The 12,790-nt window shown below is 69.0% G+C and carries 15 protein-coding genes; all 15 read right to left on the reverse strand.

Going from position 1 to position 12,790, the window contains the following annotated elements:
* The 15 genes from ACYVL2_RS06185 to ACYVL2_RS06255 all read right to left on the reverse strand — a co-directional run bounded on the left by ACYVL2_RS06185 (window position 1) and on the right by ACYVL2_RS06255 (window position 12,787).
* Window positions 1–2,433 (reverse strand): DUF5047 domain-containing protein, encoded by a 2,433-nt coding sequence (locus ACYVL2_RS06185; protein WP_460541291.1) that lies wholly within the window; start codon window positions 2,431–2,433, stop codon window positions 1–3.
* On the reverse strand, window positions 2,430–3,137 hold the full coding sequence (locus ACYVL2_RS06190; RefSeq protein ID WP_460541293.1) for a hypothetical protein: 708 nt from the start codon (window positions 3,135–3,137) through the stop codon (window positions 2,430–2,432). The genes ACYVL2_RS06185 and ACYVL2_RS06190 overlap by 4 nt, the downstream gene beginning before the upstream one ends.
* Window positions 3,138–3,911 (reverse strand): hypothetical protein, encoded by a 774-nt coding sequence (locus ACYVL2_RS06195; protein WP_460541295.1) that lies wholly within the window; start codon window positions 3,909–3,911, stop codon window positions 3,138–3,140.
* Window positions 3,908–6,103 (reverse strand): phage tail protein, encoded by a 2,196-nt coding sequence (locus ACYVL2_RS06200; protein WP_460541297.1) that lies wholly within the window; start codon window positions 6,101–6,103, stop codon window positions 3,908–3,910. Before ACYVL2_RS06200 ends, ACYVL2_RS06195 begins: the two co-directional genes overlap by 4 nt.
* Window positions 6,104–6,312: 209 nt before the next feature.
* A complete protein-coding gene (locus ACYVL2_RS06205) occupies window positions 6,313–6,837 on the reverse strand; it encodes a DUF7426 family protein (protein WP_460541299.1) in 525 nt (174 codons plus the stop codon).
* Window positions 6,838–6,845: 8 nt separating this feature from the next.
* Window positions 6,846–7,583 carry an IPT/TIG domain-containing protein gene (locus tag ACYVL2_RS06210; protein ID WP_460541301.1) on the reverse strand — a complete coding sequence of 246 codons (738 nt, stop codon included), beginning with the start codon at window positions 7,581–7,583 and terminating at the stop codon, window positions 6,846–6,848.
* A 12-nt stretch (window positions 7,584–7,595) separates the two neighbouring features.
* Entirely contained in the window at window positions 7,596–8,036 is a 441-nt protein-coding gene (locus tag ACYVL2_RS06215; protein WP_460541303.1) for a minor capsid protein, read from the reverse strand.
* Window positions 8,033–8,377 (reverse strand): minor capsid protein, encoded by a 345-nt coding sequence (locus tag ACYVL2_RS06220; protein WP_460541305.1) that lies wholly within the window; start codon window positions 8,375–8,377, stop codon window positions 8,033–8,035. The genes ACYVL2_RS06215 and ACYVL2_RS06220 overlap by 4 nt, the downstream gene beginning before the upstream one ends.
* 10 nt (window positions 8,378–8,387) lie before the next feature.
* Window positions 8,388–8,705, reverse strand: a complete 318-nt coding sequence (locus ACYVL2_RS06225; protein WP_460541307.1) for a hypothetical protein — start codon at window positions 8,703–8,705, stop codon at window positions 8,388–8,390.
* The gene (locus ACYVL2_RS06230; protein ID WP_460541309.1) at window positions 8,705–9,130 is read right to left on the reverse strand and encodes a head-tail connector protein; all 426 of its coding nucleotides are present in this window, start codon (window positions 9,128–9,130) and stop codon (window positions 8,705–8,707) included. The genes ACYVL2_RS06225 and ACYVL2_RS06230 overlap by 1 nt, the downstream gene beginning before the upstream one ends.
* Before the next feature lie 2 nt (window positions 9,131–9,132).
* Window positions 9,133–9,546 carry a hypothetical protein gene (locus ACYVL2_RS06235; protein ID WP_460541313.1) on the reverse strand — a complete coding sequence of 138 codons (414 nt, stop codon included), beginning with the start codon at window positions 9,544–9,546 and terminating at the stop codon, window positions 9,133–9,135.
* A gap of 10 nt (window positions 9,547–9,556) precedes the next feature.
* Window positions 9,557–9,775 (reverse strand): hypothetical protein, encoded by a 219-nt coding sequence (locus tag ACYVL2_RS06240; protein WP_460541315.1) that lies wholly within the window; start codon window positions 9,773–9,775, stop codon window positions 9,557–9,559.
* A gap of 12 nt (window positions 9,776–9,787) precedes the next feature.
* Window positions 9,788–10,792, reverse strand: a complete 1,005-nt coding sequence (locus ACYVL2_RS06245; RefSeq protein ID WP_460541317.1) for a major capsid protein — start codon at window positions 10,790–10,792, stop codon at window positions 9,788–9,790.
* Window positions 10,793–10,819: 27 nt separating this feature from the next.
* Entirely contained in the window at window positions 10,820–11,533 is a 714-nt protein-coding gene (locus ACYVL2_RS06250; RefSeq protein ID WP_460541320.1) for a hypothetical protein, read from the reverse strand.
* Window positions 11,534–11,590: 57 nt separating this feature from the next.
* A complete protein-coding gene (locus ACYVL2_RS06255; protein ID WP_460541322.1) occupies window positions 11,591–12,787 on the reverse strand; it encodes a structural protein in 1,197 nt (398 codons plus the stop codon).
* Window positions 12,788–12,790 lie beyond the last annotated feature (3 nt).

Here is a 12,790-nt window from a genome sequence, read left to right on the forward strand (position 1 = left end):
TCAGTCTCCTCCCTGCGCGGTCGCCTCAGTCGGCCGGAACGATCCGACCTGCAGCAGCGTCTGCTCTTTCGTCGTGCCGGTCATGGCCTGGTCGGCGGTGAGCGGGACAGTGAGGGTCTGCACGAGGTGCTTCTCCCGGTTACCGTCGCGCTGGGCGATCCTGACCGCCTGCCGCGGCCTCAAAGCGGGGTTGGGGATGACCCCGAAGTCGACGCTGTACGGCATCCCGAGGACCCTGCGGAGGATCGACTCGGCCGCTTTCCTGGCCTGCGCGTTGTCGGTCAACAGCGGGCTCTCGTAGAACCTGGGGCGCTTGCCGAACCGCCCGCCCCACCGGGTGGGAGAGTTCGGGCCGGTGTCGACGACGATGCCGAGCGCGGGACTGTCGGTGACCCCCTGGCCTCTGGCTACGACGCCGTTGTGCACGCCCTGGCTCGAGACCCTCCGGGTGGAGGTGACCAGGACACCGTCACGTCCTGCTTTGATGTCCCACACGATCTGATCGGGGTCCGGCGCGTCCTCGAACCGCAGCACACCGAGCGAGTCGAAGTACATCACTTTGCCGCGGCTGGTCGCGATGTCCTTCAATGCCGCGTACCGGTCCTGTTCGATGACCAGATCACGGCCAATAGGGAGCTGCTCGGTGTCGTCGTCCCACGCCACCACGGCGTCGGGGTAGACGTCGAGGACCAGGTCGTAGACGACGGCGGCGATCGTCTGGAACGACCGGTACTGGCGGGGCGTGATGAGCCGGGCGTCGATGAGTCCTTGCATCCGGTCGGGCGCGGTGAGCCGGATACGGCCTTCTGAGGAGTCGATCTGCTCGGTGTCGTCGATCCTGAAATAGCCGAGGGGTGTCCACAGCACCGACGCGCCGGTGTCGATGCCGCGGCGCAGGTAGATCTCATTCCCGTACGGGGCCAGCAGGTCGTCGGGGAACCGCGGGAACCTCGAGGTGAGGTCCTCCTCATCGACCCCTGCCGTCTCCAGTTGTGCGTTCGCCCAGACGTCCGCGGTCGCGTCGAACGCGACATCGCCCGTCAGGACCGGGATCTCCTCGCCGTCGGGGTCGTCGCCGGTCTGGTACTCGGTGACCACCCTCGCCTCGACCATCGCGCGGTGCGAGCCGGACACCAGATCGGTGACGTCCGCGGCCGTCGCCGAGGGAGTGGCGTCGAACGCTTTCGTGTAGGAGCCGACCTCGGTGCCGTTCTGCCACGCGGTCAACTTGACGGTGATCATCGACCCGAGGTCGGTCACCGTGATCGTGCCGTACTGGCCTCGGCCGCCACGGGGCGAGAGGATGTCGTAGGAGCCCTCGGTGCCGATCGTCGGCGTCGCATCGCGGCTCGCGAAGACTGCGCAGGGCCACCCGCCCCAGCTATTGTTGCCGCCGGTGTCGATGGCGAGGTAGTGCGCGTCGGCGGAGATCATGATGATCCGGCCGGTCCACCCGTAGGCGTCGATCATGGCGGCGATCTCGTCGCGCTCGGTCGCGTACCCGGGCCACGAGTCGTCCCCGCCGGACATCCACTGCACCGGGGAGACGATCACCAGAATCTCAGCGGTCGAAGTGTCGAGGAGTCCTTCGAACCAGGTCTTCTGGGCGCTGCCCAGCATCGTTTTCGACGGCCCGTCGGGATCGCTCGAGGGCGACCGGTAGTAGCGGACGTCCCACACGATCCACTGGGCGCGCCCCCACGTCCACGTCCGGTACGTCGCACCGGTATCGGGCAGGTCGTGGTGCGGCTCCCTCCGCCGGAAGACCGCCGCGAAGTTCACTTTGTCGGTGAACGTCTCATCCCAGTCGTTCGGGCCGGCCCCGTGGTCGTCCTCCTGGTGGATGAAGGAGCCCGCCTCGAACAGCTCGACCTGGTTGGGCTGCAAGTGCAGGTCGTCGTATCCGCGCTCGTAGTCGGCCTCGGTCGACCCGGCGAACCCGGGGCGGCCGTAGTCGTAGTAGGTGATGTCGCCGAGCCCGAGGTGGGCGAGCCAGTCCTCGGTGATCATCCGTGAGGCGATGTAGGCGTGGATCTCGTGGTTACTGATCCGGTCCGGCAGCAGCTCGGTCCCTGTCGCCCCTGGGACCTCGGGGGTGAGGCCGGCGTCGCCGGAGGCGGTGACCGTGTAGGAGGCGTGCGACCCCGGCGCCGGTGGCATGAGGAACGTCGCGGTTCGGGAGTCGTCGACGGTGCCGTTGTCCTCGACCCGCCACCAGTACCGCGTCAGCGGATCCAGCCCGGTGATGGTCACCTTGGCCGCGCCGGTGGCGTCGACCGCCTCGCTCGTCGAGTACGACGGGGAGGCCATCGGGACACCGTCGGTCGGCTCGGTCGTCGAGTACGCGATCCGCACCGGGCCCGTGTCGACACGGACCGCGAACCTGGCCTCGGTCGGGCCGGTGGCGCACGCCAGCATCGCCAGCGTCGTCACGAGGGATGCTCCATCCGCAGCCCCTCGACCCACCACCAGGCCGACGAGTACGACGTGGCGGCGCCGCCGACCAGCAGCGTCAAGCTCGAGAGCGTTTTAGTCGAGGTCAGGTCGCCCCAGGCCGGGGCGAACCGCTGCACCGAGGCGGTATCCGACTCGCGCGTGGACGTCGACTGGAAATTCAGCAGCCCCGGGTTGGCGGCGGTATGGAAAATGGTGCAGATGAGGTTGCCGGTGGAGACCGTGGAGCCGTGGCCGATGACCCATGACGACCCGGCCGACTCGTGGTCCACGACGGAGGTGTCGATGTTGCCCTCGGCGTCCAGGACGACCATGCCGGACCTGTAGACGGCGTCGGAATCCCCGTTGATCTGCATCCGCACCTGCCCGTCCGAGGCGTCCAGGTCGTAGCGCATGTGCAGCCGGATCAGATTGAACAGGGGCGGGTCAGGGAACAGGCCGCCCGCGGTGAGGTCGATGCTGAAGCTCGCCCCGGAGTTGGAGCCGGTCGCGATCGGGATCCACCCGATACCGCCGGTCCCGTTCTCCAGGGCGGTCAGACGCGCGTCCAGGGACGCGATCGTGGCGTCGTCGGCAGTGATCTTGGTGTCGAGCGATTCGGCGAGCGCCTGAATGTCGGCGGGGACGTCGGGGATGTCGCTGCCGACCGGATAGGGGAACCCTTGGTTCGGGGTCGAGGCCATCTACAGCACCACCAGATCCTCGGGGCTCGCCATGAGGTCGAGCAGGTCGGCATACGTCGGGTTGGCGGCCAGGACGTTGTCGTAGCCGCCGTAGAGGTTCAGGAGCGCGCCGTACGTCATCGTTCCGCCGACCACTCCAGGGCCGGGGGCGGCGACGACACGGCACGGCAGCGGCCAGCGCCTGCGGGTAGAGACGGGCCCGAGGCGGCGCATGGCCCGGTCATCGATGCGGACGTGGCCGCCGGGGATCTGCGAGCCGGCCGGAACGTGGACGAAGAAGACGTCGCCGGATCGGATGATGAGATCGAGGTCGCGGGCCTCCTCGAGCGTGGCGGTGCGCAGCGTGAGCGTGAACGCGCTCGACTTGCTGACGTCGGTGACCGCTACCGGCACCGAGCGGCCCTGCACCTCGTAGACGCTGCCGCCGGCGGCGCTCGAGTCGCCGTCGACCCAGCCGACGTTGACCGCCCGGTTGAGAAACGGGTGCCGGATGGACTTGAGCCAGACGCGGCCGGCGAGGTCGGGAGTGATCGACCCTGTGAACACGACCGAACCGGCCTCGGTGACCCTGTAGAAGTTGGCGACGTCGGCCGTGAACTCGTAGTCGTCGACCGACGCGGTGCCGGAGGCGACCGCGAGCGCCTCGGCTCCGCGTACGGTTCGCCAATACAGCTCATTCGTGCTGCGCTCGACGAGGACGGTGTCCTCGACCAGGCCGGTGATCTCGACCTGGACGCGGGACAGGTCCGAGTTGTAGGACAGGCTGATGGTCACTGATTCGCTCCCGTTCCCGACAGGACGCGGCGGCGCGTGTCGCGGTTGCTGCGCTGGAGCTTGATGTCGACGGCCCGCTCGATGCCCTCGCCGAGGTCGATGGTGGCGGTGGCCGTGAACTCGGCGGGGACCGTGTCGGGCACGTTGACGACGGTCGTGTTGCCCTGCGGGGCGGCGCCCTGGTCGACCTGGAGGCCGATATCGCCGGTGAGGTCGGACAGGGCCCGCTGGACACTGGGGATGGCGTCCTCGATGCCGTCGACGAACCCGCCGATGACCATCTCGCCGGAGGGGGCGAGGATGCGCCTGTCGACCGACTCGGGGCCTTTCCAGTCGGGGAGCATCGACGTCAGATCCGAGAGTTTATTTTGGACGGTCTGCCACATTGATTCGATGCCGTCGATGAACCCTTGCAGCAGGTCCTTCCCGGCGTCCCAGAGGAGCGATCCGAGGTCGCCGAGGGCGCCGGTGATCATGCCCGGGATGCCCTCGACCCAGTCGACGAGAGCGTTGAACCGGTCGATCGCCGAGTCCTTGACGCCGCCGATCCACTCAGCGAATTTCCCTGGCAGGGTGCCGAACCAGTCGAGGATGGCCTCGACCTTGTCGACCTGCCTGCCGATATAGCTGGTGATGTCCTCCCAGATGCCGACAAAGAAATCGGCAATGGCATTCCAGATGGTCTCGGCGTCCATTTTGATTTTCGCCCAAACGAATTCGAGGAATTCGACGACCTCTTCCCAGTGCATGACCAGGAGGATGATGATCGCGATCAGGGCGACGATCGCCAAAATGATCCAGGTGATGGGGTTCGCGAAAAGCGCCGCGTTCCAGGCCCATTGGACGACCGTGGCGATGACGACGATGGCCTGGTAGGCCTTGAACGCGCCGACCAGGATCGTGATGGCCGAGGCGATCGGCAGGAGCACCGGCGACAGGGCGATCAGGACGTTCAGGACCTCGGAGAGAGGCACCAGCAGCAGGCTCACGGCCTCCAGGAATCGCCCGAACGTCTCGGCCAGGCTCGCGACGTCGAGGTTGCCGATCGCGTCACCCAGGCGGCCGATGACGGTCTCCAGGCTGGGGCCGATGTTGGTGGCGATGTCGGCGATCTGCGGGGCCAGCTCGGTCGCGAACGCGTCGGCGATGGCGAGGACGACCGGGGTCGCGGCGGCGGCGACCTCGGCGAGCGCCTCGAAGAACGCGTTTACGGCCTCGGTGCCTTCGGCGGTCTGCAGCCAGTCGGCGAACCGGCCCGTGACCTGCTCGAGAGTCTCCAGGAGCCCGCCGCCTGCGGTGTTGGCGGCCCCGAACACACTGGAGAGGATCGACCCGACGTTCCCGATGAGCGACCACAGGGTTGACAGGGTGTCCTTCATGGTGTCGAGCAGGTCGTTGATCCGGCCTGTCGCTTGGGCGTCGGCGATCCAGTCGCGGAACCGCTCACCGAGTCTCGCGGCGGCTTCACCGGCGTCGACCAGCAGCGGCGAGGTGGATTCGAGGAGCATCCCGAGGCCGGTGATCCACTCCTCGATCCCGCCGGCGAACGCGTCGACAGCATCGGCGGTGTCGTCCAGGACCGATTCGAGGCCGGCCATGGCCTCCTCGGAGCCCGCGGCTTCGAGCGCTTCGCGGCCGAGGGTGTTGAAGCTCCCGGCGATACCGGTCAGGCCCGTGTCCAGCCGCGGCAGGACCTTCGAGGCCAGGGAGTCGAGCTGCGAGGCGACACCGGCCCACAGCTCCGACTGGACGTTCCGGGTGACCTGCTCCCACGCCGGGGCGAGACCCTGCAAGGTAGAGACCACCTCACGGGCGGCCGGGGCGAGGGCGGCGAGGGCCTCCTCGTCCCCCGCCAGGGCATCACCCAATCCGGAGAAACCGATTGCAAGCGTGCCTGCGGCTGCTGCTCCTCCTGCGAGGAACGCGGGTGTGGCCGCGGCCAGTCCCCCCATCGCGGAAGCGAGGGTGCCGACGGCAGCGATCAGGGGCCCGATGGAGGCGACCGCCCCGGCCGCGCCAGTCGCGATCGTCGCCAGCGCCGTGGTCTTGCCGATCACCGACAGGATCCCGGTCAGCGACGTCATGCGCCGGCCGAGGCCGCCGAGGCGCTTGTCGACACGGTCGACGGTGCGGTTGAAGCCGCGGTCGTCGGCGTCGATGATCGCGTTCAGCTCACCCAGGTCGAGGGCCATGTAACCCCCTCACCTGCGCGGGACGTGCGGGATTTTCGGTGGCTTCTCGGGGGGTGCGAGTTTCCGCTGGATCCGGGATTCGCAGGTGAGCAGGCCGAGGATGCGGCGTTTGAGCCATCGCCAGGTGCGCTGGTCGAGGATCCCCGACTCGGTGTCGATGCCGTATTCGGAGTGCAGGTCGGCGTCGATGAGGTCCCAGTGGCGGCGGACTAGGTCGCCGAGCGTGGTTTCCGGGTCCTCGTAGCCTTCGTAGAGGCCGCTTTGCGGGTCGTATTCGCCGACGCCCCACTTGCCTTGGTCTTGGAGCCAGACGCGCGGCTCTGCGCCCTGCGCTCCTGGCGGTTCGGTTTTGGGGTGCCGCCGGCCTCCCACACCCTCCGGGCGCCCTCCAGGCCGGAGACGACCCACGCGTAGGCGATCTGGCCGACCAGCATCGCTTTGCGGTGCGGGACGTCGTCGGCCTCCAGCTCGTCGTACGTCGACCCGAGCAGCTCCTCGTAGAGGGACCGTTCGGCTTCGTCGGACAGGTGCAGGTCGGCGGCGACGTCCTCGGGGTCCTCCCCGGCGTCCAGGCGGCGCTTGGCCTCCCGGCCCTTATCCGTCAGGCGGTTGACCCACCTGCCGGTACTGGCGGGCACGTCGGCCACGACGTACTCCCTCGGCCCACCGGGCAGATCGAGGACAACCACGAGGTCGCCGTCGTCGGTCTCCCACACGTGCTGTTCAGCAGTCACAGCGGCTCCTAGGCGGTGTAGACGTAGTCGTCGGCGGCGGTGTTGGTCGAGACGCCGTTCGGTGTGGTCACCAGGACGTCGACGGTGCCGGTGCCGGCGGGTGCGGTGGCGACGATCGTGGTCGCGTTGACCACGGTGTAGGAGTCGGCCGGGTTGGCGCCGAAGTCCACGTCGGTCGCGCCGGTGAAGTGCGCGCCGGAGATGGTGATCAGCTCGCCGCCCGCCTCAAGGCCCGTGGCCGGGTCAAGGCCGGTCACGATCGGCTCTGGCGTCTCGTTGACCGGGTTGGTGATCGTCTCCAGCGCCGGGCTGGTCGCCGACGGGGTGACGGTCAGCGAGACCCGCTCGAGGTCGGCGGTGCCGCCCCCGTCGGGCTCCCACGTGATCAGCCCGTAGCCCTCGTAGGCCTCCTCGGAACCGTTCCTGTCGAACCAGCGCTGGTGTACGACACCCTCATCGGTGCCGATCGCCATGGACGCCAGCCGCAGCGCCTTCTGGACGGCGTTCTCGACATGCGTCGAGGAGTCCTTGCGGTGGGAGATATTCGCCTCGATGCCCCACACGCGCATCGTGCGGGTCGAGCCGCCCCAGCCGTCGGACTCGTAGTCGTTGTCCTCCTGGTCGGTCGGCGACACCGTCGGCGTGAACTCTTGCAGGCCGACGACGGTCTGGAAGTCGGGGGCCGCGGCGGTGCCCATATTGATCTGCCAGCGCCATTTGCGCTGCAAGGCGGTCGATTCGGCCATGATGATGTGCTCCTATTCGGTGCGCAGCGCAGACGTTCGCTGCGCCTGAACGTGGAAATTGAGGGTCCGCTCGTAGCGGTCGGAGGAATCGGGCCCGAGGTCGGTCCCGGGGCGGCCGATCACCTGTGAGATCTCGACTGAGCCCCAGGTGATGTGTTCGAGGCCGTCGAGGGCGTCGAACACGGCGTCGGCGACCGTGTCGACCGAGTCGGGGTCTTCGGCGTCGCCTCTGACGAGCGCCTGAATGCCGTAGGTGACGTCCGAGGCCGAGTTGTCGGTGATGGGCCCGTACACGTTGAGGGCGATCTGCCGGTCCGGTGTCTCCTGGAGGCGTCCGCGGACGATCGCGGTCTCGCCGGGGAGGTAGGCGGTGCCGTCGTCGCGCCAGGTTCCGGCTCCTGCGGCGTGGAGGGTTTCGGCGCATCCGGTGCGCAGGTCGGTCGTCCAGCTCACCGGAGCCTCCGGCGGATCTGGGCGGCGATGATCGCGCGAATCACGTCAGCGTCGCGGTGGAAGGGGATCTCGAGGAACTTCGCGGATTTTCCCGGCTTGTGCTTCCAGGTGAGTTCCTCGTGCTGTCGCGGCGCGTACACGGTGTTGTAGGAGACAGCGGCCTTGCCGCGGGGCTTGTCGACTGTGACTTTCCCGGTGTCCTGGAGGATGCCTTCGCGGTGCGGCACGAGGATGTTCGACTCGGCCAGGAGGTGCTCGGCGCCCATCTCCAGGCCCCGGTCGCGGCCCTCGCGCATCTTGCGTTTGACCTTGTCGCCGTTCCAGGTGTATTTCACCGGCATCTCGCGCCTCCTATTCGAGGACGAGTTCGATGTGCTCGGGGAGCTCGTCGAGGTCGCCGCCGTCACGGTTCGCGGCCTTGATCACGAACGTCACATCACCGCTGGGGAGGGTCGCGCGCGATCGCGGCGGGATGGTCGGGCCGGGGTCGGTGTAGAACGTCGACTCCGAGACGACTTGATTGCCCTCCGTGTCGCGCACGAGCTTGCGGGACTCCTCGAGGAACCCCACGAGCTCTTGCGGGGCCCCGTAGACCGGCCCGTTGGCGCCGGCGCCCTCGCGCGGCTCCACGGTCACGGTGTGCTGGAGCCACTCCTCCTCGAGCGCCATCAGCCGATCCTCAGCGGACCGGCCGGGACGACCCCGGCCTCTTGGAGGATCTCGTAGGCCTCCCACGAATACGGGGACGGTTTCTCGGTGACTCCACCCGGGGACTGGCCGCGCGTCATCGACGCCGACCCGAGCTTGAGCGACCCCCACTGGCCGGCGGTGCCCCGCGAGTACTGGTCCTTGATGGCCTTGGAGTAGTCGGCTTGCGCGCACGTGGCGTCCCGGAACGCGGCCAGCACGTCCGAATCGGTCGGGAGGCCGTTCTCGTCGGTTTCGTAGCAGGCCGTCCGCGTCAGTTTCCTCACCCGGGCCGAGGCCGCCCGCAGCGCGCGTTCAGCGCCTGCGGGCGGATCCTCTGCGCCCGGCGCGGATTCGGGGTGGAGCCAGTCGGCGTACTCCTGCGGGGTCGCGTAGACCGGCGCCACGGCTACTCCTCGTCGCCCTCGGGCGGCTCGGGCGCCGGGCCCTCGTCTTCGCTGCCGCCTTCGCGCTCGCGCACGTAGGCCATCAGCTGCGCCTTGGTCATGTCCGCGGCCTGCTCGGGGTCGACCTCGTCGGCGTAGACGGTGCCGACCCACACGGCCCAGTCGGCTTTGGACGAGGACTGTGTCGGGCGAGGGAGATCCTCGCCGCCCTGCTCGTCCACCGGCCCGCGGTGGAAGTCGCCGGAGTCGGCCTCGCCGACGGGCTCGATGCCGTAGCCCTTGCGCTTGAAGTAGGCGAGGGACTTGGCGCCGGACTGGTCGCTGTCGTCGACCTCGCCGACGCCGCGGTGGAACATCACGCCCGCGCGCGCACCCGAGAACCCCTTGACGGGGGTGGTGACGGTGTACTTCGTCATCGTGTGCCTCCTATGCGGGCGTGTAGCCGTTGGCGGTCGCGAGCGCGCCGACGCCGTCCCAGAACGCCTGGGTGGCGGTGGCGATATCGGTGTCGTCGGGGTTGAGCCTCGCCGGGAGGTTCTCGACGACGTCGACCAGCTCGGCCGCGGTCGTGGTCACGTTCTGGGCGGCGTCGTGCGCGAAGCCGCCCACCTGGTACTGGTCGATACCGACCTGGATCTCTGCCATTGCTCAGTCCTCCTAGACGCCCACGCCGCGGATCACGCCGCAGGCCTTGGTGTTCTCGACGACCAGCGCGCACGGCCCCATCTCCGCTTCGCCGTCCTTGACGGCGCCGGCGGTGGTGTAGTCCGGCATCCACGTCTGGACGAGCTCGGTTCCGGCGACGGAGGCGCCGTGGAGGGCGTCCATGCCGAAGGTGACCGCGTACAGGTCGGTTGAGCCGGTCGTGATGGGGATGATCGGGCCCGAGCCGTCGGTGTAGTCGCCGATGTCGACCAGGGCCCAGTCGCCGTAGCGCATGACGTTGCGGCCGACGTCGTCCTTGCCTTCGGTGAAGAGACCGGCGCGGCGGATGACGGCCTTCATGCGCATGATCGAGCGCGTGTTGCCGAGGATCGCCTTCTGGCCGAGCGGGAGCGCGCCGGGCTCGCCGAGGTCGCCGCCGCCGACGGTGGAGGGCACGAGGGTGGAGAGCCACTCGTCGAGCTCGTCGAGCGCGTCCATCGCGGCGTTCTCCGAGGTGATGGCGGTCGGGGTCAGGTCGGTCATGCCGCCCGACGCGGTCAGTTCGGTTTCAGTGCCGGTCAGGATGGTGTCGAGGCCGTCGAAGCCGTCCGCGTCGACGGCGGTGTCACCGTTGATCAGCTCCTCTTGGAAGCGGCCGCGGATCGCGGTCAGCAGCTGCTGGAGCTGGATCGCTTCCTGGTTGGTGGCGGCCTGCCCGAGGCGGGCGAGGACGCGGTCGATGCCGAAGCTTCCGCCGAGGGGCTTGAGCTCCACGGTGACGCGCTCGGTTTCGGCCTGCGCCGGCGTGTACTCCTCGTTGTACTTGCGGAACGCGGCGGTGCGCGGGGTCTTGAGTCGGGTGTAGCCGTAGACGAGCGTGTCGCCGCCGGTCGGGTTGACGGTGTCGTCGAAAGCGATCTGGTCCAGGAGCCAGGAGTACCGCCGCAGGTTGTCGATCACCGCGAAGGTGACGTCGTCCTGGGTGTTCAACTGGGCCTGGGCGAGAGTTACAGGCATGGCTGTACTCCTGTCCTGCTAGTGGTTCTACTGGTTGCGCGCCCGCTTGAGGGCCTCGGCGAGGCTCTTGGGGCGCTCTTTCTTGGGCCCGCCCGTGCCGGAGTGGTCGACGCCCTGACGGTTCGGCCCTTGGCCGCCCTGGGTGTCGCCCGCGGCGAGGTGCGGGTGGGACTCGACCGCGGCCTTGATGGCCTTGCCGACCTTGTCGGCGAAGTCGGCGGCGTTCGGATCGAGTTCCTTGATGGAGTCGGTGAAGGCGCGGGAGTCGAGCAGCTTCCCGGGGTCGCCGCCGTTGTCGCCGGCGGTGCGGTAGACGGCCAGCTCGACCGAGGTCGTGCGGGCCTTCTCAGCGGCGGCGTCGCGCTCGGCGGCCGCGGCCTTGAGCTGCTCGGCCGGGTCCTCCTTGCCGTCCGGGGTGAGCCCGGCGGCCGCGAGGATCTTCGCGACGCGGTCCTTCTCGGCCTTGAGCGCGGCCTTGGCCTTGTTCTCGGCCTCACGGGACGCGGCGAGCGCGCGCTCGGCGCGGTCCTTGTCGAAGTCGCCGTCGAACTTCGGGCCCTTGCCCGAGTCGCCGTCGCCTCCGTCGTTGTTCTGGCCGTCGTCGCCTCCGTCGCCGGAACCGTCGTCGTTCCCTGCGGGCGCGCCGCCCGAGGGGTGGCCGTCGTCGGACCGGAGCCCGATCCCGGCCGGGATGACCGGGGCCAGGCCCAGGCTCATCTGTCGTTTCAGCCATTTCGGCATGGTGAGGTGCCCTCCTTGGAGCGTCTCGGTTCACCGCCGCTCCTTGGCGGCGGAGGTCTATCGGGCGCCGGTGATCTGCTCGCGCTCGGGGGAGCGGGGCTGGTCGGTCGAAGCGACGAGCTCACGGGCGCGTTGCTGCCAGGCGCGGACCTGCCTGGCCCGGGCCCTGCGCGCGCCCTCGGTGAGCGCGGCGGCCTCGCTGCGCTTGGCCTTGCGGATCTCCCGCTCGATCGCGCGGAGGCGCTGGCGATCCTCGTAGCCCTGCGGATTCGCGGTGTTCTGCGGCCTGCGGGTGAGGCCGGGGATGTAGAGCACCTCGCGGTGGATGCAGTTCGGGTGGTGGAGGCCGGCGAGCATGGCCTGACCGAGGGTGGCCCGCACGTCGACGGTGACCATCTGGCCGTCCTCGATGCCGTGCTCGACCCGCCTGGGGCCCGCGGGCCCGGCGATGGCGAGGATCTCGCCCTCCCAGGGTCGGCAACGGGTGCACTCCTCGGGCGAGTCGGAGACCATGACCAGGTCATGACCGGCCCTGCGGAGCTGGTCGAGGTGGCCCTCGATGAGGGCATGCGCTGCCGCGGTGCGGGTCGACATCTCCGTGTACGAGGCCAGTTCCCAGTTCCGCCCCGATCGGTCGGTGAATCCCGTGATGCCCTGTGCGGTGAGGTCGTCCCACATGACCTGGGCGGCCTGTAGGCGGGTCTGGGTGCCGGCGAGGACGCTCACGGTCGGGTTGGTGACCGCCTGGCGGTAGGCGTCGTTCTGCCAGCGCAGGACGTGCAGGTGCGTGGAGGACATGCGCTGTGTCAGCTCCCCGGCCATGGCCATGACCGCGTCGATGCCCGGGAGTGCGGCCCGGAGGTCGGTGAGTTCCTCGGCCAGGCGCATCTCTCTGCGTCTGGTGATCCCGAGTAGGCGGTTGATGGCGCGGACGATGGTCGACCTTCGGGCGAGCCAGTCGCGTCTGCGGTCGGAGCCGAGACGGTCGAGCTCGTCGACGGCGTCGTTCGCGCCGGTCGCCCACGCGGTCAGGAGCGCCCTGGCGGCCTCGCCGGTCGTGTCCGACGCGAGCCGTGCGAGGACGGTGTCCGTGCGCTGGCGGATGAGCGCGTACGCGGCTGCGAGGTTCGTGTGCTGCTCGATGATGTCCTGGCGGACTTGACGGGACAGTGCGGTGAGGAGTCGGTGTTCGGCGTCGGCGACGAGTGCTGCGATGGTGCGGGCGAGTTCGGCGGCGAGGTCCTCGTGGGCCATCGC

This window comes from Glycomyces halotolerans, assembly GCF_054779575.1.